This is a genomic window from Massilibacteroides vaginae (assembly GCF_900178525.1).
GTDB classification, from domain to species: domain Bacteria; phylum Bacteroidota; class Bacteroidia; order Bacteroidales; family Tannerellaceae; genus Massilibacteroides; species Massilibacteroides vaginae.
In genome coordinates this window covers 439864-465089 of sequence record NZ_FXDJ01000009.1, presented here as the reverse complement: position 1 = coordinate 465089, position 25226 = coordinate 439864, and the positions used below count along the sequence as shown (strand labels likewise).

Below are 25226 nucleotides of genomic sequence, written 5' to 3'. Positions count from 1 at the left end.
AATAAAGATGGAAATAAACTTAAAGGGCAAGATTGCCGTAGTAACCGGAGGAGGTGGTGTGTTGGGTGGAAGTATTGCCCGTAGTTTGGTTGAAAATGGAGTAAAGGTTGCGATATTGGATATCCGACAAGAACAATTAGATAGTCGTGTTGCGGAATTAGCACCTTTGGGTGAAGTGATTGGCTTGGTGTGTAATGTGCTTGATATGAATAGTCTGGAGCAGACGCGCAAACAGTTGACCGAGAAATGGGGTGGGGTGGATATCCTGGTTAATGCTGCCGGAGGGAATATTCCCGCAGGCACGCTGACTGAAACGCAAACCGTGTTTGATATGGATATTGCCGCCTATAATAAGGTGACTGATCTGAATCTTAACGGTACGGTTTATCCCTGTCTTGTGTTTGGGAAATCCATGGCAGAGCAGGGCGAGGGGAGTATTGTTAATGTTTCGTCTATGGCTTCTTATTCTGCAATAACACGTGTGCCCGGTTATTCAATAGCAAAAAGTGGAGTGAGTATTTTTACCCAATGGCTGGCGATGGAAATGGCACTGAAATATAGCGAAAAGATACGCGTGAATGCTTTAGCTCCCGGCTTTTTCATCGGAGATCAGAATCGGGCTGTTCTTTTAAATCCGGATGGAAGCTATACGGAACGCAGCCATAAAGTATTGGCACGCACACCAATGAAGCGATTTGGAGATATTACCGAGTTGAACGGGCTGGTACATTTCCTCTGTTCAACGCATGCCAGCTTTATAACGGGAACAATTATACCTGTAGACGGGGGCTTTAGTTCATTTAGCGGCGTGTAAATTATGGCATTGGAAAAAACATGGAGATGGTTCGGACGAAAAGATTCCGTAACATTGGCGGATTTGAAGCAGATGGGAGTGGAAGGCGTGGTAACGGCATTGCACCATATTCCTCCCGGAGACGTCTGGCCTTTGGCTGAAATCAGGAAGGTCAAAGATGAGATCGAATCTTATGGTATGCGCTGGAGTGTGGTAGAAAGTCTGCCCGTGTCGGAGGGGATAAAAACTTGTTCGGCAGATCGTCCGCAACTGATCGCCAATTACGTGGAATCACTCAGAAATCTATCGGAAGCGGGTGTTGATACGGTTTGTTATAATTTTATGCCTGTGCTCGACTGGGCGCGTACCAACCTGCAGTATAAAGATGCACGCGGGGGAGAATCTATGTTGTTTGATTATCCGACATTTGCCGCTTTTGATCTCTTCCTTCTTAAACGGGAAGGTGCGGAGAAAGATTATTCCGCTGAGATGGTAAAAAAAGCAAAACAAGTAGTGCAAACCCTGTCTGAAGAACAAAAAGAAGAATTGGCACATAATATTATTGTAGTAACGCAGGCATTTATTCACGGAGTTTTAGGAGATGACAGCACGAACTATATTGAACGGTTCCGTGCCTACCTGAACACCTATAAAACGATAGACAGCACCAAACTACGCGAACATTTAGTGCGGTTCCTGCAAGATGTAGTGCCTGTTGCCGAAGCATTGGGTATAAACCTCTGTATCCATCCGGACGACCCTCCTTTCCCTTTGCTGGGGTTGCCGCGCATTGCAAGTACCTCGGCTGATTTTCGTTGGATATTACAGCAGGTAGATTCGCCGGCTAACGGGGTGACGTTTTGTACAGGCTCTCTTTCCGGAAGCCGGAACAATGATCTTGTTGCTATGGCAAAAGAATTGGCTCCCCGTATCCATTTTATCCATTTGCGCAATACGGCCCATCTGGAGGATGGTAGTTTTTATGAATCCGGTCATCTGACAGGAACTGTCGACATGGTTGCTGTGGTAAAGATATTATTGGAAGAGCAGATAAGACGGAAGCGAACAGGCAGGAAAGATTTCCGTATGCCTTTCCGTCCGGATCACGGTATCAAACTATTGGATGATTACAATCGAACGGCTAATCCGGGCTATCCGCTGATAGGTAGATTGAAAGGTCTTGCGGAAATAGACGGCTTGCAAGTTGGAATAGAGAGAATGCTGGAAGCGTAGTCCGGTATTCTTATAAACAATTATCTTTGTGTAATTACTAATTAATTGAAGAACATGAACAAATATCTTATCGCAAGTATGGTTGTCCTTATCGCAGGAGCGTCTTGCTCCCCTCAAAAAAAGAGTGACTCCGCAGAGAACTCTTTTACCGGAAAAGAAGGAGAGGTAAAATTAATCACCCTTGATCCCGGGCATTTTCATGCCGCGTTGGTGCAGAAGTCTTCGTATCCGCAAGTATCGAAAGATGTGTATGTCTATGCTCCGGCAGGAGACGACCTGCAAGAACACCTGAAAAAGATTGAAGCATACAACTCCCGCCCGGAATCACCCACCGCATGGAATGAAATAGTCTATACCGGACCGGACTTTCTGCAGAAGATGATTGCTGAAAAGAAGGGAAATGTAATGGTTACGGCCGGTAATAACGGGAAAAAGACCGATTATATCAAGCAAGTGCTTTCTGCCGGCATCCATGTATTAGCCGACAAACCAATGGCAATCAACACCGCTAACTTCGAGCAACTTAAGGAGTGCTTTGAAATAGCCAATCAGAAAGGGGTTATGCTTTACGATATTATGACCGAACGTCATGAAATTACGACTATTCTGCAACGTGAACTGTCTCTTCTTCCGAGCGTTTATGGAACTCAATTGACCGGGAGTCTTGAAGATCCCGCTATTGTAAAGGAAAGTGTGCACCACTTTTTCAAAGTCGTTTCCGGCAATCCGTTGAAACGTCCGGCTTGGTTTTTTGATGTAGAACAACAAGGCGAAGGCATCGTTGATGTATCTACACACTTAGTTGATATGATTCAATGGGAAGCTTTCCCTAACGTTGTGATTGATTACAACACGGATATCGAACTACTCGACGCGAACCGCTGGCCTACACCTATGACGCCGGCGCAGTTCAACGAAGTAACCGGTACGGATCATTATCCTGATTATCTGATGAAAGACGTAGAGGGTGAAACCCTGAACGTTTATGCCAACGGAGATATTCATTATAAAATAAAAGGCATTCATGCCAAAGTACTGGTAAAATGGAATTACACTTATCCTGAAGGTGGTGGAGACACCCATTTTTCTGTGATGAAAGGAAGCTTGTCTAATCTGGTGATTCGTCAGGACAAGGAGCAGAATTACAAACCCGAACTGTTTATCGAAGCAACCGGTGTGAAAGATATACCGGCTTACGAAGCAACTCTGCAAAATGACATCAAAGCAGTAGCAAATAAGTTTCCGGGAATTTCGCTCATAAAGATCAATGAAGGAGTATGGCAAGTAATGATCCCGTCTGAATACCGTGTAGGTCACGAAGCCCACTTCGGACAAGTAACGGAAAACTTTCTGCAATACTTGATCGACGGCAAGCTTCCCGACTGGGAAGTACCCAATATGATCACAAAATACTACATTACAACAAAAGCGTTGGAGATGGCAAAGAATAAATGATGATGTGGTGATATATAGAGAACAAAAAAAGCCTTGGCGTTAACCAAGGCTTTTTTGTTATTTCAAATCCGCTTCTTCTTTCATATCTAACTCGTTCTTGTCTGAATCATAGAAACAGTATTCAAGAAAAGCCAGACTTTGATCCGGAATGATTTTCATGCCGAAAGTGTATTTGAATTTCCACTTCCAACTCAAAGGGAATAATCCCTTATTTAGAAATGCCGCGATATACGGATGTACATGCAGGATGAATCTCTTCGTGTTGTGTTTGTTAACCAAACAATCAATTTTTCCTTCCAGGCTGTCGGTAAACAGGATAGAAGGCTTGGCGGTTCCTGTTCCAAAACAGGTAGGACATTGCTCCGTTGTGTTAATGTCCATCGCCGGTCGTACCCGCTGACGGGTGATTTGCATTAAACCGAATTTGCTCAAAGGCAAGATGTTGTGTTTTGCACGGTCTGTAGACATTGCTTTCATTTGATGTTCGAAAAGCTTTTGTCTGTTGGCCGGTTCAGCCATGTCGATAAAGTCTATCACAATGATACCTCCAAGGTCACGTAGTCGTAGTTGGCGGGCTATTTCATCTGCCGCTGCCATATTTACATCGATAGCGGTTTTTTCCTGAGCATCGCTGCCTTTAGACCTGTTGCCGCTGTTTACGTCGATTACGTGCATCGCTTCGGTATGCTCGATAATAAGATAAGCTCCACTTTTATAAGTCACAGTCCGTCCGAAGAGGGATTTGATCTGTTTTGTGATTGCAAAATTGTCAAAGATCGGAAGTTCGCCTGAGTAGAGCTGAACAATGCTTTCGCGCCCTGGCGCAATTAGCGTTACATAGTCTTTCAGGTTGTTGTATACATCTTTGTCATTTACATAAATGTTCTGAAACGAGGGGTTGAAGATATCTCTAAGCAAAGCGACAGAACGTGCTGTCTCTTCATAGATAATAGTAGGAACTTTTGCTTTTCCTACTTTGGGAATATTATCTTCCCACCGTTTCACTAATGTCTTTAACTCATGATCAAGTTCGGCAACTCTTTTACCTTCAGACGAGGTGCGAACGATAACACTAAAGTTTTTAGGTTTAATGCTTTGTATCAGCTGGCGTAAACGAGCCCGTTCTTCGCTTGATTTGATTTTTGTGGAGACTGAAACTTTATCAGCAAATGGAATTAATACGATATACCTGCCGGCAAAAGAAAGCTCGGAGGTTAATCTTGGTCCTTTTGTTGAGATCGGTTCTTTTGCTATCTGAACTAATACTTCCTGTCCTACTTTTAAAACATCGCTAATGCTTCCGTCTTTCTCGATCTCGGGAAGAATCTGCGTCTTTGAAAGCGTGCCGATCTTCTTCGGATCATTGAGAACTTGTTTCAGGAATTTTTGTTGTGTGTTAAAATTCGGACCTAAATCCAGATAATGAAGAAATGCATCCTTTTTATATCCTACATCAATGAACGCGGCGTTTAAACCCGGCATCAGTTTTTTAACTTTACCAAGGTAAATGTCTCCTACCGCGAAAGATACATTGCGAGCTTCTTTTTGCAGCTCTACAAGGCTTTTATCTTCAAGTACGGCGATAGATACCTCTTTGGGTTGTACATCGACTACTAATTCACTAATCACTATAAAAAGTATTTGTATGACCTTCCTTAATACGCAAAGAACAAACTTAAAAGGTCATAGCTTAAGTTTGTTCTTTAGAGTTCTTTTTTAACAGAAAGCTTTATTTCTTTTTATGTCTGTTCTTTTTTAGTCTCTTTTTGCGCTTGTGCGTAGACATTTTATGTCTTTTTCTCTTTTTTCCGCTTGGCATCGTTTTTTATTTTTAAAAATTAGACTTTATGATAATTAATTATTTTACCTTACTCAAGAATGTTTTGGCAGGTTTGAAAGATGGAATATTATGTTCCGGGATGATAATTGTAGTGTTTTTCGAGATATTACGAGCAGTTTTCTGTGCTCTTTTTTTAACAACGAAACTTCCGAAACCTCTTAAATATACATTATCTCCTTTAGCTAACGAATCTTTTACTATTTCCATAAAAGATTCAACGCTCGCCAACACTGAATGTTTATCTACACCTGTGTTTTTAGAAATTTCGTTTACAATATCTGCTTTAGTCATGTCTTATAGATAATTAATTGATTTAAACCTATTAATTTTTTGGAATGCAAATATATGGCTTTTTTCCATAGCGATGAAACAAATACATTCTATTTTGATAAAAAAGATTTTACAACCTGTTATAACACCGATAGTTCGCTTTGCTATATATAATTAATGTATAGCGTCGAAATGAGGGTTCTGTTCGGTTATATTGCATCTTTCATAAGAAAGGTTTTATGTTTTTACATAAAGTATATTTTCCTTTTTCTATATATATGGAAAAAGCTTTCTACAGATATAGAAAAACTTTACCACAGATATAGAAAAAGAGAAATATCCTTTATTGGGAAAGATATATCCTTTATCGTGTTTATTTAAATCAATAGGCCGTGTTTTGTGCTTTATGCGGAGAGTATTTGGAAAAAAGACGTACTTTTGGCGTTCTTTTAGTAAATATAGATATGATTTCAATAGACGGGTTAACGGTTGAGTTTGGTGGGAGCGCGCTTTTTGCGGATGTCTCATTTGTGATTAATGAAAAAGACAGGATTGCGCTGATGGGTAAGAACGGAGCGGGTAAGTCTACCTTGCTGAAGATTCTTGCAGGTGTACGCGAGCCTTCACGGGGAAAGGTGTCGGCTCCAAAAGATACTGTTGTTGCTTATCTGCCTCAGCATTTGATGACGGAAGACGGACGGACAGTTTTTGAGGAAACAGCGCAAGCTTTTGCGCATCTTCATGCCATGGAAGCCGAAATCAACGAGATCAATAAGGAACTCGAAACCCGGACGGATTATGATTCGGAAAGCTACTATGCGTTGATTGAGCGTGTTTCTACATTAAGTGAAAAATTCTACTCGATTGAGGAAATCAATTACGACGCGGATATTGAAAAAACATTGCTCGGACTTGGTTTTAAGCGGAGTGATTTTACGCGGGATACCAGCGAGTTTAGTGGTGGATGGCGTATGCGCATCGAATTGGCAAAGCTGCTGCTTAAAAAGCCCGACGTGTTGTTGCTTGACGAGCCGACTAATCACTTGGATATTGAGTCCATTCAATGGCTGGAAGATTTTTTGATCGACAACGGACAGGCTGTGGTGGTGATTAGTCACGACCGCGCGTTTGTGGACCGGATCACAACCCGTACGATAGAAGTAACGATGGGGCGTATCTATGATTACAAGGTGAATTATACAACCTACCTGCAATTGCGACAAGAGCGACGCGAACAGCAACAGAAAGCATTTAACGAACAGCAGAAAATGATTGCCGAAACCACCGAGTTTATCGAACGTTTCAAAGGAACCTATTCGAAAACCCTTCAGGTGCAAAGTCGCGTGAAGATGTTGGAGAAATTGGATATTGTAGAGGTCGACGAAGAGGACACATCGGCTCTCCGGTTGAAATTCCCTCCTTCACCGCGTTCGGGAAATTATCCCGTGATTATTGAAGGGGTAGGGAAGAGCTATGATGGCAATCAGGTTTTCGGAAATGCGAATCTAACGATTGAACGGGGAGATCGCATTGCTTTTGTGGGAAAAAACGGTGAGGGAAAGTCTACCTTGGTTAAGTGTATCATGAAAGAACTCGAACACGACGGTACGCTTACCGTAGGTCATAATGTGATGATCGGTTATTTTGCTCAAAATCAGGCTTCACTGTTGGATGAGAACCTGACGGTGTTTCAAACGATCGATGACGTGGCAAAAGGGGATATACGTAATAAAATACGCGATTTGTTAGGCGCGTTCATGTTTGGCGGCGAAAATTCGACCAAGAAAGTGAAAGTGCTTTCGGGTGGAGAGCGTACACGTCTGGGCATGATCAAACTTTTGCTTGAACCGGTTAATTTGCTGATTCTGGATGAGCCTACAAACCATTTAGATTTGAAAACGAAAGATATTCTGAAACAAGCCTTGATGGATTTTGACGGCACATTGATCCTGGTTTCACACGACCGCGATTTCTTAGACGGACTGGTTACCAAGGTCTATGAATTCGGCAATAAGAAGGTGGTTGAACACCTGGAAGGCATTTATGAATTCATGCAACGCAAGAAAATGGAAAACCTGCGTGAACTGGAACGCAAGAACTAAAGTTTCAACCCAAAGCTTAATGTAACGTCCATTGTGGAATGTTCCACATCATCATAATGCTTATAATGCGTGCGGCGGAAAAACTGACGGCTGGACAGTAAGATGTTCCAGTTTTTGGGAGATGTGTACACCAGATTGGTGCTAAAAACGGTTAGACGGGCATTGCCGGCATCTCCCTGAGCATTTAAAGTGCCTGGGTCTACGGTTTCCCAATTAATGTCGGGATCGTATCCTTTCCAGGTGAATAAATGGTAGTTCTCTCCGGACAAAACCAAACTCCACCTTTTTTTATAAGTCAGCCCGATTGAGTTTTTCAGACTATAGCCGCTACCCATATTGTAGTCGCGTTCGTCCACACGGAAATAGTCTGACGTACTTGCGCCCAGAAATACCGCGTTGGCATAAGTTTCGGCATAAATGTCGACAGGATTGGCCGGAGTTGATTTTCGTTGGTAGATAAGCCCTCCGCCAAGTGCTGCTGCTTCGGCAATCCGATAAGGCGCAATCGCTTCCTGATCCTCTTTTAATTTTAACTTGGAGTCATAATAATCGAAGTGCTGAAATATACCTGCGGTCAGATTTCGGTTTTCTTTAGTCCAAACTGTTTTACCCCATATCGCGGCGATAGCGTTTACCTGCGAGATGAGCGGTTGGTCTGAAAGAAAATCTGTGCTGAGTTTGAAGTGAAACCATTCGTAAGGAGAGAAAAAATCGTCATTGTATAAATCGCCGTAATCAAGCCGGAAGGTCAGGTTCATTCCATGAGATTTGTTTTCCAACTCTTCTTCTTCGGCCAGATACCGGGTGCCCAAACTAAGGGTAAAGTCGACCGGAACTTTACTAAAAGTACGTCCTTTATTCGGTCTGTATCGCCACGAATCACCGGAAATAAGCCGGGTAAGCCCACGCATAGGCGAGATGATGCCGGAAAGCACCTCACGCCCAACCCGTTCAACACCTGTTGAGCGATCGTCGAGGAAAAGATCGGAAATCCTGAATGTAATTTCGCCTAACTCAATCCCTCCAAAACTTGTCGCGAACAAGTCGTTGACAGAAGGAAGCTCTGTTTCCATAAAAAACTCCCACATCAGGCTACCCCCAACAGTGTATGGAATCGATTCCCAAAAACTCATGCCATTGCTACGTGCCGCGTTGAAATATAAATTGCCATGATAAGGGTGCGCGAAAAGATTGGTTGAAAACATATCCGTATCCCATACCGGCAGTGTTTTCAGGTTTCTTTTGATTGTATGCCCGTTTATCTTGGCAAAATCTTCGTTCATTACATATCGGTCGAATGCCCAAACACCCATATTCAGACCGAAAACTTTTGCACCCGCCATCCACGGATTTTTGGGTAAAATTCGAATGGAATCAGACACATAATTCCTTTTCTTTTCTTGTGGAACTGTTTGTGCAATTAATAACTGGAAGGATAAAACGATAAATGTTATAGTGATAATAATTTTACGCATACAATATTCTGTTGATAAAAAGAAGGAGCAAAGTTAATTATATTATAGTTAACAGCGGTTTGTTTGCATTAAATAATAATTGGGTTATATCGTCATAAAAGACGATGTAATGTATTAATTCATTACTTTTGCATAAAAAACAAAATGATAGATTTTATCACCGCTTGCGACTATCTTGGTACGTTTGCATTTGCGATTAGTGGTATGAGACTGGCATCGGCGAAGCAATTTGATTGGTTTGGCGCGTATGTAGTGGGGTTGGTTACTGCCGTAGGCGGCGGAACTGTTCGTGATATCTTGCTAAATGCCACTCCATTTTGGATGGAACAGCCTTCCTATCTTATCATTTCCGCCTTAGCGCTTCTTTACGTAATCGCTTTTCGGAAATATCTGATACGGCAAAATAATACACTTTTTACGTTTGATGCGATCGGTTTAGGACTGTTTGTTGTGGTCGGGATTTCCAAAACACTGGCGTTTGGTTTTCCGATGTGGGTAGCGATTGTCATGGGTACAATTACCGGCTCGTTCGGAGGGATGACCCGTGATATATTGATTAATGAGGAACCGTTGGTGTTCCGTAAAGATATATACGCACTCGCTTGTGTATTTGGTGGCATTGTGTATTATATCTGTATACTCCTGAATGTAAGTGACTCGTTGACGCAATTTCTGGCGGCAGTTAGTGTATTTGCTACTCGTGTAGTCGCGGTGAAATACCATATAAGCGTACCGGTATTAAAGGGAGAAGAGTAAATAATTTATTACCTTTGTAATATAATAACGATAAAACATGAACGCGCTGCAGGAAAAAGTTTCTATCTTATTGATATATACCGGTGGAACGATCGGGATGATAGAAAATTCTGAAACAGGTGTACTGGAATCTTTCAACTTTGAACATCTAAAAGATAATATGCCGGAGCTGAAGAAGCTCGGATACCTGATTGATTCTATTCAGTTTGATCCCCCCATGGATTCTTCGGAGATGGGTCCTGAATCCTGGAAAAAACTTGTTCGGATTATTTCGGAAAACTATCAGAGATACGACGGTTTTGTTGTGTTGCATGGAACGGATACGATGGCCTTTACCGCTTCTGCACTAAGCTTTATGCTTGAGAATTTAAGTAAACCCGTTATCTTTACCGGCTCTCAACTGCCAATTGGTATGTTGCGGACTGACGGAAAGGAAAATCTGATTACAGCTATTGAAATAGCTGCCGCAAAAGAAAACGGAATGCCCATTGTTCCTGAAGTTTGTATCTTCTTTGAAAACAACTTGCTGAGGGGCAACAGAACCCGTAAGATCAATGCAGATAACTTTAATGCCTTCCGATCGTATAACTATCCGGCGTTAGCACATGCCGGTATATATATCAAGTACGATACCACGCAGATATACCATCCGGTTTTACGTAAGCCGTTAAAATCGCATTATCTGCTTGATCGTAACATCGCGATTCTGAAATTGTTTCCGGGACTGTCTCAACAGGTACTCGAAAGTATTCTGAATATTCCCGGATTAAAAGGCGTGGTGATGGAAACATTCGGAAGCGGTAATGCTCCGTGTTACGAATGGTTGCTGAATATGTTGAGGGATGCGGTAAGTCGTGGAATAGTTATTGTAAATGTGTCTCAGTGTATAGCGGGTAGTGTAGAAATGCATCGCTATGAGACCGGGCATAAATTGTTGGAAGCAGGCGTAATCAGTGGATATGATTCTACTACGGAGAGTGCCGTGACAAAGTTGATGTTTTTGTTTGGACATGGTTTGTCTCGGGAAGAAGTAATCGAGCACATGAGTTGCTCTCTCATCGGAGAAATTACCATTCCGGAGAACGTACTGCATAAATAAATATAGAGTTGAGGATTAAAAAGCGCGGATGCATTTAGAACATGAAACTATCATTTCTGAGTTTAGCCAGTGGAAGTAGCGGAAATTGCTATTACTTGGGCACCCCGGAATTCGGAGTGCTTATAGATGCCGGTATAGGTATCCGGACAATAAAAAAGGTGTTGAAGGATAAATCAATAGATTTTACCCGTTTGGCAGGTATATTGATAACGCACGATCATGCGGATCATATTAAAACGGTAGGATGCCTCGGCGAAAAATACAATATTCCCGTTTACGCAACTGAAATGGTGCATAAAGGGATTGAAAAAAGCCGTTATGTAGAAGAAATGCTGTACCAATCCAAAAGAGTAATAGAGAAGGAGATTCCTTTCCTCATCAGAGATTTTAAAATTACCGCATTCGAAGTGCCACATGATAGTACCGATAATGTAGGATATCATATTGAATACGCTAAACAACGATTCACAATAGCTACAGACGTAGGTCATATCACAGACACGATAGCAACCTATATTTGCAAAGCCAACCGCTTAATCATAGAAGCCAACTATGATGAAGAAATGCTGAAGTTCGGGTCTTATCCGGCCTTTCTGAAAGAACGCGTATCCAGTCCTACCGGACACCTCAGCAACCGTGAAGCAGCCGAATTCCTGGCAACCCACTATACGCCGGAGTTAAAAGATGTTTGGCTTTGCCATTTAAGCCGCGATAACAACCATCCGGAATTAGCCTATAAAACCATAGACATAAGATTATTTCAAGAAGGAGTCCGGGTTGGAAAAGACGTCGACATACATGTACTGAAGCGTACCACCCCTTCCGATCTGTTTGAATTCGAATAAAACCGAGGGAGAAAAATAAATAAAAGTTTGCAGAGAAAAAAATAAACGCATATCTTTGCACCCGCAATAAAGCAAAAGACTTGGTAGCTCAGTTGGTAGAGCAAATGACTCTTAATCATTGGGTCGAGGGTTCGAGCCCCTCCCAGGTCACAAGTCTTAAAGTTAAAGCAAACTAAGGAGTTACAATCAAATGTAGCTCCTTTTTTTATGTGTTTCTTTGTTATTTTAACCCTCGTTTTCAGGGATCAACCGGAAAATCCGGTTGGCGACAATTATTTTACTCCTTTTTTAAGTTAAAAACGGCACTTTTCTTCCTGTTTTTGGGCAGCCCTATACGTTGTTGATAATCAGTACATTGTGTATGCCGAAAAACATAAAGGATATTTTTGAAAACATAAAGGATATTTTTGGAAAAATAAAGGATATATTTTCAAACATATAGTATTGTAGTAAAAAGCCTCTTTTTCAAGCCCGAATTTGAATTGTTAATTTGTTAGACGCTACATATTCGTCAACCGGAAATTACCGTAGTTCCGATATTCCATTCTTTATATTTAGGTTAACGGAACAGTGCTGTCAACTATCGTTTACCCTCAGCTTACAACAGTAGAGCTGCCTTTAGCCCAGATGGGAAAGACGGCTGCTGAAATGATTTTAGAAAAAATCAAAAGCTTTTCCGCTCCTAATCGAACGTTGGTTTTTGATGCTGAGATTAAAATCCGAGCTTCTACCGGAATTAGTCGACCCGGTGTTTCAGATGAGGCGGCAATACAGGCATAGCTCCGTTTTGTGTACAAACATAAGCCGAAAAATTCACGGCTAATTGATGTGCTTCCACTATTGTTTTGCCCTTTAATATCGAAGCTATAAAAGCCGCCGTAAAGGAGTCGCCTGCGCCGACAGTGTCAATAACATCTACTTTAGGTGTTTCAACAAAAGAAGCATTTCCCGACGTAAACACATAACTGCCATTTGTGCCACAGGTAAGGATAAGTATTTCCAGCTTGTGTTTCATTTTCAGGATATTAAATCGCTCCATTGATTGGTGAAGAATCTCTTCTGTGTAAAAATGTTGACGAAGATTTATATGATAATATAGTTGGATTGTTAATATTACTTACCAAATTTAGAAGAAGGTTGATTGGTAAACGCCTAAATTAATCAAAAACTTAATGGGAACGATTGCGGGAACGTTCTCAAAATCTGCAAACGTTTTCATTTTGTGAATAGGCAAATAACCCACTCGTTAAAACGAAATATAAGCGTTTATTTAGGATTCTTTCCATTCGATAACCGCAAATTTACCGTTTGATATCTCATTAACCCGATTAATCCATTGGATTTCACTTTGAGCCTTAGCTTTCAAAAATGGATTTTGAGTGTTTGTTAAATATAAACTGGCGTTTATCACCCACCATTTGTTTTCTATCCCGGCACGTTGCAAATCTTCCTGTAATCTGTGTGCTTCATATACAGGCGTTGTTTCAGGCAAGGTAATGATAATTACTTCTGTTTCCTGTTTGTTCCTTAATCGAGGAAGTAAGTTTTGTACTGCCGGAGATATAGTGCCCTGCGTTCTTTCAACCTCTTTGTGATGACTTTGCGTTGAGTCAAGTAATAGCAACGTATGGCCGGTTGGCGCGGTATCTATTACAATCACTTCATCATCTGCCTTTGCGACAATAGTTGCAAAAGAATTGAAAACAGCTATTTCCTGTGTGCATGGAGAACGCAAATCTTCTTCGATATAGCTAAGGTCGGCATTACCCATTGTTTCACGAGCTTTGTCAAGTACCTTTTTTTGATAGTCTGCCAATACTTTCTTTTCATCAATATGGCTAACTGTAATTCCGTCAGTCTTTGTTTCGATGAACGATAAGTGATTTGCGGGGTCGGTTGTTGTAAGGTGTATTTTTAGTCCTTTTCGAGCCAATCCACGAGCAATTTCTCCTGCTATTGTAGTTTTGCCTACACCGCCTTTGCCCATTGTAAAGATCACTCTTTTACCTGTTTGGTACAAGTCGTCTATAATGTCATCAATTCCGTTAAAGTCTTTTGAATTTATTTTCGCATCAACAACCACAGCCCCTTTGTCAGAACTTAACATAGCTCGTATATTATCTATTCCTGTCATATTGTACGAGCGTAGAGGTACGATATAAGTATTCATGTCGAGCAGCATTTCAGAACGATTGTTCAATGCCGTTTGCTGACGCTGGTATATTTGTTCGGTTATTTTATCGGTATTATCATATTCAGGCAGCACACCATTGATAATTAGTTGTTGTGATTGAATATTTATAGCAAGCAATTCTTTTGCCGAACGCTCCACTTCTTGCAATGGACTTTCTTCTGGTCTGGATACAAAAAACAGAGTTGTTTTTGACGCGTTTTTCAGCGTTTCAACGGCATCCTCATATATTTTTTTCCTGTCTGTTAAGCCCGATAGCTGACCCAAACACGATGCGCCCGTTGTGTTTTCATCAATAAACGTATTCCATGCTGAAGGCAGCGCTAACATTCTGAGGGTATGACCTGTTGGTGCTGTGTCAAAAATTATATAATCATAATTTTTTCGTTTCTCCTCATTGGTAATATAATCCGAGAATTCGTTGAAGGCGGCTATCTCAATAGTGCACGAACCTGACAACTGTTCCTCCATATTGGCTATAACATTTTCAGGCAGTTTGCCTCTGAAAGGAGCGATAACTGATTCTTTATATTCGTAGGCGGCTTCTTCGGGGTTTAAGTTTACTATCCTAAGATTCGGGACCTCTTCTATTTTAGTTTCTTTATTGCTTAGTGGAATACTGAAAACATCTTGTAGATTAGACGCCGGATCGGTACTTACCAACAGCACTTTTTTATTGTTATCGGCAAGATTTACGGCTGTGGCACAAGCAATAGAAGTTTTACCAACACCACCTTTGCCGGTGAAAAACACATACTTGGTTTTAATGCTGTCAATTGGATTAAATGTATTCATGTCTGCTTATTTTATTGTGTACAATCGCTGTCCTAACCGCTTTTTCGGCTAAGAAAAATGATGTAACACGTTGTTTGTTAAATTATTGTTTGATGGTTAGCTCTTCTTCGTTTATCTCTAACCATTCAGCGATTTGCTTATTGGACGGGTATGTTTTTTTTAAAACCACTTCGCCGTTAATTGTTGTTACCGGCAGAGAATCCGAGCCCTCTTTCATCAGCACGTTGTTAACCGCCGTTGTGTCGACATACACTTGCGGATTGTCTTTCAAATTAAAACGTTCGATGATGATCCCTTTTTTCTTCTTCAACGTTTCAATCACTACGGCGATACGCATTAACTCCGGATCAATGTTCACACCGCAAAGCCCGGTAGGGCAGCATAAAGCAGGATCATATATTTTAATCTCTTTCCTGTTGTCTAATTTTAAACCGTTCATGTTTCAGCTGTTTTTTATTTTATTATTACTCTTCTAATTTCTTCTTCTGTAGGTACTATCCCCTTGATAACTACTTCGCCATCTACAACCACAGCAGGAAGAGACATTATATTATAGTTGATAATTTCTAAAATATTCTCCTCTTTTCTTAATGTAGGCTTGTTTGTCATGCCTTCAATCACTTTTGCTATTCTGTTATAAGTTGTTTTGCAATTTGGGCAGCCAGTGCCTAATACTATTATCTCCATATTATGTTCTGTTAAATATCCATTACTATATAATATATTCCCACTACAATAAATACCGCCGAAACAATTCGCCTAAACCATACTTCAACGTTTTTCATTTTATTATAGAACTTTCCGACATTTGACATGCTGTAAGCCAAAAGATAAGCGATGATAATAACAGGCAAACCCGTTGCAACAGCAAATACCGGAGGTAAAAGCAATCCTGACGCACTGCTTATTGTCATGGGAATAAGTACACCAAAATAAAGCACACCACTATATGGACAGAAAGCCAATGCGAATAATACTCCTAACAGAAAAGCGTTCAGGTAGTTTTTTTTCATTTTCTTTTCACTGACCTTTGCTGTGATTTTACTTAATGCTGGGATATTGAATTTAATAACATCCAACATCAATATGCCGATTATGATTAAGGCGATACCCAAATACAGGCCGCTAATGTTTTGCAGCATTTGGACTACATGAAATTTGCTTGCTCCGAAATAGAATACCAATCCTAAGGCTGTATAACTGAAAGTACGTCCTAACGTGTAGAATATTCCATTGAAAAGAACACGCTTTTTATCGGCTATATCTTTACTCAGATAGGCTGTCGCTGTTATATTTGTTGCCAATGGACAAGGACTTATCGCCGTCATCAGACCTAATATGAAAGCTGTAAGAACAGGGATTTCCGAATTGTCTACTATTTGCTGTAAGAGTTCCATCCGATTTAGATGTTTTTATTAACGGTCTCTTTTATCAGATTTTCCAATACTCCGGGAGAATTTATCGCAGTGGCAAATGCTTGTTCTGTTAAATCTGTAAATTGATCTCCTTTAGCGATAATCAGAGCATTCCATGAAATTTCGTACTTTTCAACTAAGGCTGCATACTTTTTCTCGCTGGTATTGATTTCTACAAATCGCACGTTGTCATTGCCTGCATAACTGTTTTCTATTGTTTTTTTAGCGAGGTCACCAACAGCGATACACGTTTTACATCTTTGTTTACCATGAAAATAGTACACATTAACCAATGTTGATTCATTTTTATTTTCCGACACTTCTGTTGTGTTGAAATTTTCTTGATTGGTTTTAGACTTGTTTCCGCAAGCCGGCATTAACAAGACTATGCTTGCAATAATAATAAGGTTCTTAATCATCGTATTATTTGTTTAAAATATTTTTTTCTCCCGAATAGTATTTTCTCTTTAGCCAAAACGCTACATTTACAAGGGCTATGAGTACAGGAACTTCAACAAGAGGACCTATTACGCCCGCAAATGCCTGTCCGCTATGAATACCGAAAACGCCAATGGCAACTGCGATTGCCAGCTCGAAATTATTCCCAGCAGCTGTAAATGATACCGACGCGTTTATGTCATAATCGGCTCCTGCTGCCTTAGAAGCAAAAAAGCTAATAAAGAACATAACGACAAAATAGATCAACAGCGGTATGGCGATGCGCACTACATCCATTGGTATCTGCACTATCAGTTCTCCTTTGAGGCTGAACATCAATACGATGGTAAATAATAGCGCGATTAACGTAAGCGGTGAGATGGTGGGTATAAATTTTTCTTCATACCATGTTATCCCTTTGATCTTTACTAAGATCAGTCTGCTTAAAATGCCCATCAGGAAAGGGATTCCTAAATATATCGCAACTGATTCGGCTATTGTTCCGATCGATATATCTACGATTGCTCCTTCAAATCCGAATAGTGGGGGCAGCTTTGTAATGAATAACCAGGCATAGAAACTGTATAAGAATACTTGAAAAATACTGTTCAATGCCACAAGTCCCGCACCATATTCTGTGCTTCCTTCCGCCAGATCATTCCACACTAAAACCATTGCAATACACCGGGCAAGTCCGATTAGTATGACGCCGACCATGTATTCGGGATAGCCTTGTAAAAAAGTGATGGCTAAAATAAACATCAAAACAGGACTGACAACCCAATTCAAGAATAAGGACAAGCCTAATATCTTTACATTCCTGAAAACCTGCGGAAGAAGTTTGTAGTTTACCTTTGCCAAGGGTGGATACATCATAAGAATCAATCCGATAGCGAGGGGGATGTTTGTCGTACCACTTGATAATGAATCGACAGATTCGGCAAATGCGGGGACGAAATAGCCTAATCCAACACCAATCGCCATGGCCGAAAATATCCAAAGCGTTAAATTCTTATCCAGAAAACTCATTTTTCTCTTACTCATTTCCTTTTATTCTGGTGTTATAAAAATCAAGAAAAGCTGCTTTAATTTCATCACGTACGCGAATAAACTCGCTGTGGATATATTCTTCCGATCCTTTCGCCTCGGAGGGATCATCAAATCCAATATGTATTCTGTGCTTAACTTGCCCGGTAAATGTCGGACAGCTTTCGTTAGCTCCGCCACATACGGTTATTACATAATCCCACGCATCGTTGAGATATAAATCAATGTGATCGGATGTATGATGTGAAATATCTATACCTGCTTCCCGCATCACGTCTACCGCTTGCTGATTTAATTTACCGCTTGCTTGTGTTCCTGCCGAGTACACCTCCGCTTTATCATCAAAAGATTGCAAAAAACCATGCGCCATCTGGCTTCGGCAACTGTTGCCTGTACAAAGAATCAATATTTTCATTCTGATTGATATAAGTATATAATTTCGTAATTCGTAGATCAACGAACATAAAAGGCAAATTTTTTAACAGCTCCCTGCGTTCATTTTTATTTCCTTGAAGAAATCACCAAACAAAGATTTTGCGATGCTCCAGTTTTTCTGATTGATGCAGTATCTTATGCTGGGCAATGTGATTTCGCCCTGAATAAGTCCGGCATCTTTAAGCTCCTTTAAGTGCTGAGATAAGGTACTCTTGGCTACCGGAATTACTTCAGACATATCGCCATGATAGCAGCAGGCTTGTGTAGCTAACATTTGCAATATGGCAATACGAACCGGATGTGCCAACGCTTTAGCTATGCGTGCCAGATTTTCCTGCTCTTCTGTAAATGCTTTTTTTGCCATGATCAGATATTTTATTGTTCGCAAATATACGAACAATAATTAATCAGCCAAATAAAGAGCGAATAAAAATCGCTATATCGTTCTTTGAATAATTCTCCTTAAATTAGAGGCATTAATCTAATAAAAGAAAAGAAATATCATGAAGAAAGTGATCAGTCCGTGGAAAGGTATGGAGGCTTACCGGTGCTTTGCCTGTTCTCCGAATAATGAGCATGGCTTGAAAATGGAATTTTATGAGGATGGCGACGATATTGTATCGGTTTGGAAACCGCAGGATTATATGCAAGGTTGGGTAAAAACACTGCATGGAGGTATTCAGTGTACGCTAATGGACGAAGTTGGCGGCTGGGTGATTACCCGTAAACTACAAACGGCCGGAGTTACATCAAAGCTCGACGCTAAGTTTATTAAAAGCATATCGACCGATGAGCCTTACCTTACCATTAAGGCGCGATTAAAAGAACAAAAACGAAACGCGATCTTCCTGGAAGCCGAGATTTATAATTCGGCCGGAGAAAAATGCGCGCGGGCGGATTTGCTTTACTTCGTAGTAAGCAAGGAAAAGGCAATAGCTGATTTCTCGTTCAAGGCCTGTAAGGTAGAAGGCGAATAACGTCGGTGTTGTGCTGTTCGAATAAATTGAATATAATCAGGAATTAATCCGAAGTGGAATGAATAGTTTTCTGAAAAATAAAGTTGTTTTTATTACCGGTGGTAGTAATGGCATAGGAAAAAGTATCGTTTCTCTGTTTTGTAGAAACGGGGCAAAAGTAATATTTTGTGATATAGATGAAGACGCCGGAACGAGACTTTGCGCCGAACTTTTAGCCTACGAATGCGAATTTGTGGCAATCGATGTATCAAACGCTGTAGCCTTAGAACAAGGGCTTACCGGAATTATTGCAAAGTATGGAAATGTGGATATCCTTATTAATAATGTAGGAATAGGCCGATTCGGATCAATACTGGATATTTCCGTAGAAGATTTTGAACATGTGTTGCATGTTAATTTACGCTCCGTGTTTCTGACCGCGAAAACCTTGGTTAAACATCGGGCCGCTCATTTAAAACTAAACTCATACGGGCGCATTATCAATCTTGCTTCTACGCGCTACTTAATGAGCGAGCCGGATTCAGAGGCCTATGCTGCCTCAAAAGGAGGCATTGTTTCACTTACACATGCATTGGCTCTATCGTTGAGTAAATATAACATAACGGTAAACTGCCTAAGTCCCGGCTGGATTGAAACCGGTAATTACGAAACACTCAAAGAAAGTGACCATAAACAGCACCCTTCCGGACGCGTAGGCATGCCCGAAGATATCGCGCGTACGTGTCTTTTCCTTTGCGACCCGAACAATAACTTCATTAACGGACAAAATATAATTATTGACGGCGGAATGACAAAAAAAATGATCTACGAAGAATAATCCGCCCTTTACCCAACCAACTATCTGCTAATCTACCAAAATCCCCATTGTCATCCTGAGCTTGTCGAAGGATCTCATCCGGTCTGACTATTATTTAACGAAGCTCCATGCAGAGATTCCTCCACTTCGGTCGGAATGACAAAAAGGGGGTGGGCGGAATAAACGGCAAAGGAAAAACTGATTGACAACCGGCCGTTTTTTAGCTAAAAAATGAATGAAAAACGGGGTTTTTTGACGCTTTTGTAATAGTCTGATAATCAGCGGGTAGGATGACCGCAAAAACATAAAGGTTATTTTTTGAAAAATAAAGGATATATTTCGAAAAATAAAGGATATATATTTTTTTATATAGTAATGCAAAATTTAAACATTGCAGAGCGAGGTTTTTTGTAGGCTGGCAAACCACAAAAAATACTCTTTATTAAAAAAAAATAACTCTCAAAATATTTTTTATAAAAAACATGCTGAAAAATAACATAAATATATATCTTTGCTTCGTGACTATTTATCTCTATCTCCTGACACTCTTGGTGCCGGATACGAATAGAAGCATACAATGAATATGCAAAAAAACGGCTAAATACGAATAGCTAAACATCGGGGAAGTCTATTTTGTATAGAAGATAGTTTAAACAGCCCTATTCCCTTAAGGGCAAAATTAACAGGCACAAACTGCTGTGTATTAACTACCTTAACAAATTAATGCGCCTTATGAAGGTCTTTTGTTCACGAAAATATCTTTCCTGTCTCTACTATGATAGCGATCCGCATCCGATGGTTGAAGTTATGAAAATAACTAAAGAAACGGTAAATAAAATGGTGCTTTCCGGAAATAAAATAGTTTTCCTGTTGGAGGGATTGATATGTATCATTTCGCAAGATCAATCGGAAACTGTGGTAGAAAAAGGAGAATTTATTTTTGCTCCCGTAGGCACAACCATTCATTTCAGAGCAACTAAAAACAGTCAGTTAATGTCTGTCAGTGTAAATGGCAATATTCGGCTGTGCAAAGGGTTTGACATCGAAAGTCTGTTTGACAAAGTAGAACCGTTGCCGCACAGATCGCAAAAAACGCCACACAGTGTTGCGTCGTTAAAAATGAACCGGATGTTATGGGATTTTGTAGGCGTATTGCGTAATGCGTTGTCCGACGAGCTGTTGTGCAAGTATTATTTTGAAATAAAAGTACAGGAGTTGTTTGTGTTGCTGCGCGCGTATTATACAAAAGAACAACTTCGCGACTTTTTCTATTATATATTAAGTCCAAATATGGTTTTTTCGGAATTTGTGCGTGCCAACTGGCGTACATACAATACGGTTCAAAAACTTGCTAATGCTATGAACATGTCGCGCACTCATTTTATTAAACGTTTTAAAACAATATTTAGTAAACCGCCGGCTGCCTGGTTAGCAGATGAGAAGACACAGTGTATATTGGAAGATATTCAGGAAGATAAGAAAACGTTTCAGGAAATCGCCTCAGATTACGGATTTACCGCAACCTCTAATTTTAACCGGTTTTGTAAAACTAATTTAGGTGAAACACCCAATGAAATACGTAAAAAAATGAGAGAGATCGGGAAATGATAATAAAAATCAACAAAATGATAATTCAACTTGAGGACGGCAAGTCTATCTTTGCAGTATAAAATTATATCTATAGTTTGATACTGATAAGTGTCATGTGTTATAATTTAATTGACTGTATTAAGTAAACATTGGCTATTTTAGCGAATATTGATATTTTGATAATTATTGACTATTATCAGTTAAAAAGAAATAACCGTATGAAAAAGTTTAAAATTACAACGATGGAATTGGAGTACAAAGTTGGTTACTCCTAAGTAGAAGTTGATATGTGCTTTATGCGCAACCGTTAGGCGGTTCTACCGCAATGTGATGTATGGCTACCGGATAATGAAAATCCTTTAAGCTGTTGATTTTATTTCTGCCGGTAATTCTCTGTCGCATAAAACCCGATTGAGAGGATTAGATGGGCAAAGCCAAAATCAGCCTTACAAGATCAAAAACTTGACTAAACATGATTACAAGAGTTATATTTCTATTATTTTCTATTTTTCAGTTCGGTACTGCTTACTGTCTGGAGCCGCTGCAACATGATGATGCCGGGGCAAACAAACTGACATGGAAGGAGATGCTTTCGACAGTTGCTGTTAAGAGCAACCTGCTTTATGACCTGACCACCACCTTTAATGTAGGTGTAGAATTTTGCCTGAATGATTGCCTGAGTCTTGATATTTTGGGTAATTACAACCCCTGGACTTTTTCAAATAACAAGAAATTTAAACATGTTCTTGTTCAGCCCGAGCTCCGCTATTGGATACGCGAACCTTATAAAGGACATTTCGCGGGGGCACACCTTATGTACAGCAGTTTCAATGCAGGCAATATTAATCTTCCTTTTAACATTCTTTCCGGTCTGGAAAATTACCGCTATCGGGGTAATGGTTATGGTTTAGGTTTATCTTATGGTTATCAATGGGCGTTAGCGCCGCACTGGGGTATCGAAGGGGCTATCGGTTTGGGTTATATGTATATGGATTATACCAAATACGAATGTGACCCTTGCGGAATGGATATAGGCAAAGGGCACAAGCATTATTTCGGTGCAACCAAAGCAGCAGTGTCTCTTATTTACACGATGAATTAAACAAGCAAACTAAGTCTGAACAAAGGGCGGACTAAACGGATGGGTGATCGCAAATGCGATATAGTAATTTGTTTTAAGTTTCTATTATATAATCACTAAACACTTTGCACTATATAAACAGCAAAGTATAAATAAAATCAACAAACGAATAAATAATTCCATATTAATTACTAACAGTTTTATAATTTAAAAACAAAAAAAGATGAAAGTGAAATTTTTATCCATGCTAACAGCGGCAGCTCTAATGACGGGCGTAACAAGCTGTAACAATGACGACGATGCAATAGGCGGCGGTAACGGAGTAACTAAAGGAGAACCTACGACGATGTCGATTTCTATTAAAACGCCAAGTGTTCCAGGAACTTATGCCGACGATATTAATGCTACCAATAGCGAAGTTGCTATGAACAGTGTTACTCTATTGGTTTACGAGAAAAATGCGATGAACGCGTATGTACTTGAACAAAAGGAGACATTAAACCCTGGCGATTTTACATTGACTAGCCCTGACACGTACACAAGTTCTACGCAAATTAGCACCACTACAGGAAGCAAGAAAATCTTTGTAGGAATGAACCTTCCTTCGGCTGTTACGCTTCCTGCTGTGGATACACCCCTTTCTACTTTGGAAGGCCTTATCTTGTCAATTGGAGCCAAAGGTGATCTTTCAGTAGCCAACCAATTTGCTATGTTTAGTGGAGAAGCAACAGATAAAACATTGGTTGCTGAGGTTACTCCGGGAACAACTCCTACCGGCAACGCAATAACTGTCGCAGTGAAGCGTATGGTTGCTAAAGTGACCGTTCAGGATGGTATAACACGCGGCACATCAGGTGAAATTGAAAGTGAAGGCGGTTGGTTGTTCAATCTTACAACGGCTTTAGGAAACAGCAACAAAACAAGTTACATTCTTCAAAAACGTGTAGGTACTGCTCCTAACATTGTAATTCAAGATGCAAACTGGGATGTTAACGCTTGGAATGCTGGTGACTTCTTCGGTATCAATGCTGCAGCAGATTATCAAGCACTTGATCCTTCAACTGCTACTGTTGCTACTATGACACCGATGTATGCACCTGAAAACACAGCGAGCAGCCACCGTACAGATGGTAATAACTTAACTTATATCTCTGTTCGTGCAAAGTACGTTCCAGGTACTTTCTGTGATGGTACCGGAGCTACCAAAGTAACTAATACAAGCACTACTACACCTGAATCATTTTGGGTAGTATCAGAAGCAAACGGAACTATTAGATACTTCAATCTTGAATCGGAAGCTGATGCATATAAATTAGCTACGGCGGGTTCGGAAAAGAGTGCTAAGTATGTAGATGGTCTTTGTTACTTCCGTGCTTATATAAATAAAGCTGCAAGTTCAGATGTTACGGGTTCAAAAGTTGCCATGTATGATTTCCTTCGTAACAACTACTACAAAGCTGTAATCAAGAGCATCAAAGCTCCGGGATACCCTGAAGATAAAGGCGATGTAAAAGTAGCTACTACAATTACTGTAGATGTAGAAGTATCTCCTTGGGCTGTTGTGGCAGAAGATCACAATTTATAATCAATCTATAACCCGCTTTAGGGTATTTTAACGGCAGGCGGTTGCCCCCTGCTTCCGCTTGCCGTTCTTTTATTAACTAACGTTTTTTACAATTCAACATGAAGCTATTTACACGAACATTCCTACTCTTATTGTTATTGCTTCTTATTTCGTTTAGCGGTTGTATTAAGGAGGATATGGATGATTGCCCCACAGGAGTAAAAATCTATTTTGACTATACCCCCGTTACTTATGCCCGTACAGGTGTTGATCCTTCGGAAGTAAAACGGATAGATGTTTTTGTGTTTGACGCGCAGGGCATATTCAAAGGCGTGTGGATAGACAAAAACCCTGTTTTAAGCAAGGATTATTTTATCACCGTAACCGACTTGCCAAAAAACCAGTCTTATCGTTTTATTGCATGGACAGGACTTGAAACCGATTATTTCACCACACCTGCTGCATTTGTGAACGATGAAACAACCTTTGATGAGGTGCGTTTTTCCCTCGAGCATCAATCGGGCACAATCGGTACACTCATAACACCACTATTTCATGCGGAGAAATCACACTATATCGACAATAACCGTGAACAAAGGGTAAATATTCCCTTGGTGCAAGTCTATAATACCGTTAACTTAACTACAGAAGGACTAAGCAATAACCTCAACTCTTACCGTATGACCATTAACGACAATAATGGTAATTATAAATTTGACTGTTCATTCGCTCCCGACAGCGATTTCAACTATACAACTCTTTGCAAGAAAGATGATAAAGGACAACTATCCGCAAGGCTTGATGTTTTGAAACTGGCATCAAACCGTAGCCCGATTATTGAAATTGCTGATCAAAACGGCAACATGATTTTCAGCGAAAACCTTGTTGAGCTAATCAATGCACTGGGGAATAATAATTATGACTATACGCACACTTACGACATACACATTAAATTCGGTTTGTCGGTATCGGTAAGTTTAAACGGATGGTGGGTAGTTGAAGACGGTAACATAATACTGAAATAGACAA

Annotated in this window: 24 protein-coding genes, 1 tRNA gene and 2 pseudogenes; 15 read left to right on the top strand and 12 right to left on the bottom strand. The window is 40.3% G+C overall.

Annotated elements, in window-relative coordinates; genetic code table 11:
* Nucleotides 1-7 precede the first annotated feature (7 nt).
* From B9Y81_RS10465 to B9Y81_RS10455, 3 genes are read left to right on the top strand one after another with little or no spacing between them, the layout of a single operon-like run.
* Entirely contained in the window at nucleotides 8-814 is an 807-nt protein-coding gene (locus tag B9Y81_RS10465; RefSeq protein ID WP_085536883.1) for an SDR family oxidoreductase, read from the top strand.
* Between the two features lie 3 nt (nucleotides 815-817).
* Nucleotides 818-2026: a mannonate dehydratase gene (uxuA, locus tag B9Y81_RS10460; RefSeq protein WP_085536882.1), complete on the top strand. Its 1209-nt coding sequence runs from the start codon at nucleotides 818-820 to the stop codon at nucleotides 2024-2026.
* Nucleotides 2027-2080: 54 nt separating this feature from the next.
* The gene (locus B9Y81_RS10455; RefSeq protein ID WP_085536881.1) at nucleotides 2081-3481 is read left to right on the top strand and encodes a putative oxidoreductase C-terminal domain-containing protein; all 1401 of its coding nucleotides are present in this window, start codon (nucleotides 2081-2083) and stop codon (nucleotides 3479-3481) included.
* A gap of 57 nt (nucleotides 3482-3538) precedes the next feature.
* Here the strand turns inward: B9Y81_RS10455 and B9Y81_RS10450 are convergent, their stop codons facing one another.
* Both B9Y81_RS10450 and B9Y81_RS10445 read right to left on the bottom strand, forming a co-directional pair.
* A complete protein-coding gene (locus tag B9Y81_RS10450) occupies nucleotides 3539-5110 on the bottom strand; it encodes an Rne/Rng family ribonuclease (RefSeq protein ID WP_085536880.1) in 1572 nt (523 codons plus the stop codon).
* Nucleotides 5111-5339: 229 nt separating this feature from the next.
* Nucleotides 5340-5612 carry an HU family DNA-binding protein gene (locus B9Y81_RS10445; RefSeq protein WP_085536879.1) on the bottom strand — a complete coding sequence of 91 codons (273 nt, stop codon included), beginning with the start codon at nucleotides 5610-5612 and terminating at the stop codon, nucleotides 5340-5342.
* A 443-nt stretch (nucleotides 5613-6055) separates the two neighbouring features.
* Here B9Y81_RS10445 and B9Y81_RS10440 point away from each other — a divergent pair, with 443 nt between their 5' ends.
* Nucleotides 6056-7693, top strand: coding sequence for an ABC-F family ATP-binding cassette domain-containing protein (locus tag B9Y81_RS10440; protein ID WP_085537752.1), 1638 nt, complete (start codon nucleotides 6056-6058; stop codon nucleotides 7691-7693).
* On the opposite strand, the gene B9Y81_RS10435 is transcribed toward B9Y81_RS10440, so the two are convergent.
* The gene (locus B9Y81_RS10435; RefSeq protein WP_085536878.1) at nucleotides 7690-9168 is read right to left on the bottom strand and encodes a DUF3943 domain-containing protein; all 1479 of its coding nucleotides are present in this window, start codon (nucleotides 9166-9168) and stop codon (nucleotides 7690-7692) included. The two genes, B9Y81_RS10440 and B9Y81_RS10435, sit on opposite strands and share 4 nt — an antisense overlap.
* Before the next feature lie 144 nt (nucleotides 9169-9312).
* On the opposite strand from B9Y81_RS10435, the gene B9Y81_RS10430 reads away from it, so the two are divergent.
* The 5 genes and pseudogenes from B9Y81_RS10430 to B9Y81_RS10410 all read left to right on the top strand — a co-directional run.
* Nucleotides 9313-9924, top strand: a complete 612-nt coding sequence (locus B9Y81_RS10430; RefSeq protein ID WP_085536877.1) for a trimeric intracellular cation channel family protein — start codon at nucleotides 9313-9315, stop codon at nucleotides 9922-9924.
* Nucleotides 9925-9961: 37 nt separating this feature from the next.
* Nucleotides 9962-11023, top strand: a complete 1062-nt coding sequence (locus B9Y81_RS10425; protein WP_085536876.1) for an asparaginase — start codon at nucleotides 9962-9964, stop codon at nucleotides 11021-11023.
* Between the two features lie 41 nt (nucleotides 11024-11064).
* Nucleotides 11065-11868, top strand: coding sequence for an MBL fold metallo-hydrolase (locus B9Y81_RS10420; protein ID WP_085536875.1), 804 nt, complete (start codon nucleotides 11065-11067; stop codon nucleotides 11866-11868).
* Nucleotides 11869-11945: 77 nt separating this feature from the next.
* Nucleotides 11946-12018 (top strand) — tRNA-Lys (locus tag B9Y81_RS10415).
* Nucleotides 12019-12429: 411 nt separating this feature from the next.
* A pseudogene (locus B9Y81_RS10410) lies at nucleotides 12430-12648 on the top strand (substrate-binding domain-containing protein); the annotation flags it as partial.
* On the opposite strand, the pseudogene B9Y81_RS10405 reads toward B9Y81_RS10410, so the two are convergent.
* The 9 genes and pseudogenes from B9Y81_RS10405 to B9Y81_RS10365 all read right to left on the bottom strand — a co-directional run.
* A pseudogene (locus B9Y81_RS10405) lies at nucleotides 12605-12961 on the bottom strand (carbohydrate kinase family protein); the annotation flags it as partial. The pseudogenes B9Y81_RS10410 and B9Y81_RS10405 overlap by 44 nt on opposite strands.
* Before the next feature lie 177 nt (nucleotides 12962-13138).
* Entirely contained in the window at nucleotides 13139-14854 is a 1716-nt protein-coding gene (gene arsA / locus B9Y81_RS10400; protein WP_085536872.1) for an arsenical pump-driving ATPase, read from the bottom strand.
* Nucleotides 14855-14936: 82 nt separating this feature from the next.
* On the bottom strand, nucleotides 14937-15293 hold the full coding sequence (gene arsD / locus B9Y81_RS10395) for an arsenite efflux transporter metallochaperone ArsD (RefSeq protein ID WP_085536871.1): 357 nt from the start codon (nucleotides 15291-15293) through the stop codon (nucleotides 14937-14939).
* Between the two features lie 14 nt (nucleotides 15294-15307).
* Nucleotides 15308-15541: a thioredoxin family protein gene (locus B9Y81_RS10390; protein WP_085536870.1), complete on the bottom strand. Its 234-nt coding sequence runs from the start codon at nucleotides 15539-15541 to the stop codon at nucleotides 15308-15310.
* A gap of 11 nt (nucleotides 15542-15552) precedes the next feature.
* Nucleotides 15553-16251, bottom strand: a complete 699-nt coding sequence (locus tag B9Y81_RS10385; RefSeq protein WP_085536869.1) for an aromatic aminobenezylarsenical efflux permease ArsG family transporter — start codon at nucleotides 16249-16251, stop codon at nucleotides 15553-15555.
* A gap of 5 nt (nucleotides 16252-16256) precedes the next feature.
* Complete coding sequence (locus B9Y81_RS10380) at nucleotides 16257-16688, bottom strand: nitrophenyl compound nitroreductase subunit ArsF family protein (RefSeq protein ID WP_095996274.1); 432 nt, start codon at nucleotides 16686-16688, stop codon at nucleotides 16257-16259.
* A 4-nt stretch (nucleotides 16689-16692) separates the two neighbouring features.
* Nucleotides 16693-17751, bottom strand: coding sequence for an ACR3 family arsenite efflux transporter (gene arsB / locus B9Y81_RS10375; protein WP_085536868.1), 1059 nt, complete (start codon nucleotides 17749-17751; stop codon nucleotides 16693-16695).
* A complete protein-coding gene (locus B9Y81_RS10370; RefSeq protein ID WP_085536867.1) occupies nucleotides 17744-18169 on the bottom strand; it encodes an arsenate reductase ArsC in 426 nt (141 codons plus the stop codon). Before B9Y81_RS10370 ends, arsB begins: the two co-directional genes overlap by 8 nt.
* Nucleotides 18170-18232: 63 nt before the next feature.
* Nucleotides 18233-18553, bottom strand: a complete 321-nt coding sequence (locus B9Y81_RS10365; protein WP_085536866.1) for an ArsR/SmtB family transcription factor — start codon at nucleotides 18551-18553, stop codon at nucleotides 18233-18235.
* Nucleotides 18554-18692: 139 nt separating this feature from the next.
* Here B9Y81_RS10365 and B9Y81_RS10360 point away from each other — a divergent pair, with 139 nt between their 5' ends.
* The 6 genes from B9Y81_RS10360 (at nucleotide 18693) to B9Y81_RS10335 (ending at nucleotide 25222) form a co-directional block, all read left to right on the top strand.
* Nucleotides 18693-19166: a PaaI family thioesterase gene (locus B9Y81_RS10360; RefSeq protein WP_085536865.1), complete on the top strand. Its 474-nt coding sequence runs from the start codon at nucleotides 18693-18695 to the stop codon at nucleotides 19164-19166.
* A gap of 58 nt (nucleotides 19167-19224) precedes the next feature.
* Complete coding sequence (locus tag B9Y81_RS10355; RefSeq protein ID WP_085536864.1) at nucleotides 19225-19983, top strand: SDR family NAD(P)-dependent oxidoreductase; 759 nt, start codon at nucleotides 19225-19227, stop codon at nucleotides 19981-19983.
* Between the two features lie 711 nt (nucleotides 19984-20694).
* Entirely contained in the window at nucleotides 20695-21570 is an 876-nt protein-coding gene (locus tag B9Y81_RS10350) for a helix-turn-helix domain-containing protein (RefSeq protein ID WP_176221480.1), read from the top strand.
* Nucleotides 21571-22024: 454 nt separating this feature from the next.
* Entirely contained in the window at nucleotides 22025-22654 is a 630-nt protein-coding gene (locus tag B9Y81_RS10345) for a DUF3575 domain-containing protein (protein ID WP_085536862.1), read from the top strand.
* Nucleotides 22655-22856: 202 nt separating this feature from the next.
* Nucleotides 22857-24218 (top strand): Mfa1 family fimbria major subunit, encoded by a 1362-nt coding sequence (locus B9Y81_RS10340; protein ID WP_085536861.1) that lies wholly within the window; start codon nucleotides 22857-22859, stop codon nucleotides 24216-24218.
* A gap of 98 nt (nucleotides 24219-24316) precedes the next feature.
* On the top strand, nucleotides 24317-25222 hold the full coding sequence (locus B9Y81_RS10335) for a FimB/Mfa2 family fimbrial subunit (protein ID WP_085536860.1): 906 nt from the start codon (nucleotides 24317-24319) through the stop codon (nucleotides 25220-25222).
* The last annotated feature ends 4 nt before the right edge of the window (nucleotides 25223-25226 follow it).